Annotated in this window: 1 protein-coding gene and 1 pseudogene; one reads left to right on the top strand and one right to left on the bottom strand. The window is 35.1% G+C overall.

What is annotated here, in order from left to right; translation table 11 throughout:
- On the bottom strand, positions 1–632 hold a 632-nt coding region (locus tag HMPREF0819_RS01425; RefSeq protein ID WP_044023259.1), incomplete at its 3' end, for an LCP family protein.
- A 415-nt stretch (positions 633–1,047) separates the two neighbouring features.
- Between HMPREF0819_RS01425 and HMPREF0819_RS01420 the strand changes: the two are divergent.
- A pseudogene (locus HMPREF0819_RS01420) lies at positions 1,048–1,933 on the top strand (LysR family transcriptional regulator); the annotation flags it as partial.

The raw sequence follows: 1,933 nt of genomic DNA, 5'->3' as shown, positions 1-1,933 counted from the left end.
TTTGATTCGTAATCATCATATGATAGCTCAAGCAAGCTTGAATAAGCACTGTTCAAGACCATTGCTTGACTTGAACCATTAATCAAATTTTCATAAGCGGCTTGATAAGAATCTACTGTTTCTGTCGCTAAATCAACACCTTTATCAGATTTGATCTGTGAGATTAAGGCATCAATATTGCTACCATCAGCATTAGTCGGTGCTTGAACGCTTGATAATTCTGTTACAGCTGAAATCGAGCTATCCGCTGGCACTACAACACTCATCTCAATTTCTGAATATGAGGCTGATTGATTCATATCATTAGCCACATCAACCAATGATTTAAAAGCAAAAAGTGAAATGGCTGTGACAATTGAAAAAATAACCAAGAGAATCGTCACAACGATTTTTCCTTTTTTCCGAATTATCAAGACCAAAGATATAAGGAATACAGCAACTAGTAAAACGGTGTAGATAATATTCAGATGACGAAAAGCTAGAATATTATTGGCATACATGAGATAAGTTGCGATTCCCGCTAACAAAGCAAACAACACTAATAAGGCACTATTTACTATCGTCTTCGTATCAAAACGAGAATACGAACGTGAACTCTTATGATGTCTTCTATGACGTGAATGTGTGGGCACTTTAATTCTCCAATTCCGAAATAATTTCAAACATTTCTATTATATCACTTTGTAAAATATCATGCAATACTAAATTTTTCTGAAAATTCACATGATAATTTGTTTACTTCTAATAAAATATCAGCGTTATAAAGTTTTATTTACAGAGAACAAGCTATTTTAAAGTGGCAGTTACAGTTTAGTTACAAAGTTATAAGATTGTCTCAGTTTCGAATTTGTTAACTTTTCAATCTTCATTTTTGTACATTTTTAACATTATTTCCCAAACGAATTTTTTAGAAGTATTAAAGCGAGGTAACTAAATTCATTAGATTTTTTAATGATACTAGATGAGCAATGTTAACTTTTTATCGCTTTCACATCAGTAACAAGGCCACTACTTGCGGGATTTCCTTTTTTGAGCTAAACTAGGGCTATGAGAATACAACAGTTACATTATATCGTTAAAATCGTTGAAACAGGGAGCATGAACGAAGCTGCAAAGCAGCTTTTTATCACACAACCTAGTCTATCTAATGCCGTTCGAGATTTGGAGCGAGAAATGGGGATTGAGATTTTTATCCGTAACCCAAAAGGCATCACGCTAACAAAAGACGGTGTAGAATTTCTATCTTATGCTCGCCAGATTTTGGAGCAAACAGCCCTTCTTGAAGAGCGCTATAAAAGCAAAAACACCAATCGTGAACTTTTTAGTGTCTCAGCGCAGCACTATGCTTTTGTGGTGAATGCTTTCGTGTCTTTATTAAAAGGAACTGACATGACACGCTATGAGCTTTTCCTTCGTGAAACCCGAACATATGAAATCATTGATGACGTTAAAAATTTTCCGCTCTGAAATCGGTGTGTTATTCTTAAACAGCTATAACCGTGATGTCTTAACTAAGATGTTCGACGACAATCATTTGACCTATACAAGTCTTTTCAAAACTCGTCCACACATCTTTGTCAGCAAAAATAACCCATTAGCCAAGAAAAAAATGGTAACTATGGAAGATTTGGAGGACTTTCCTTATCTAAGCTACGACCAAGGGATTCACAACTCCTTTTACTTCTCTGAAGAGATTTTTTCACAAATTCCGCATAAAAAATCTATCGTTGTCAGCGACCGCGCAACGCTTTTCAATCTTTTGATTGGTCTTGATGGTTACACAATTGCAACAGGTATCCTAAATAGCAACCTAAATGGAGACGGTATTGTTTCAATCCCACTTGATGTTGAAGATATGATTGATATCATATACATTCGCCATGAAAAAGCAAATCTTTCAAAAATGGGAGAACGTTTCATCGACTATCTCCTT

Origin of the sequence: Streptococcus equinus ATCC 9812, from assembly GCF_000187265.1 — a bacterium.
GTDB lineage: Bacteria > Bacillota > Bacilli > Lactobacillales > Streptococcaceae > Streptococcus > Streptococcus equinus.
Note: the sequence above shows the minus strand (reverse complement) of the source record. Positions and strands in the feature narration are given on the sequence as shown.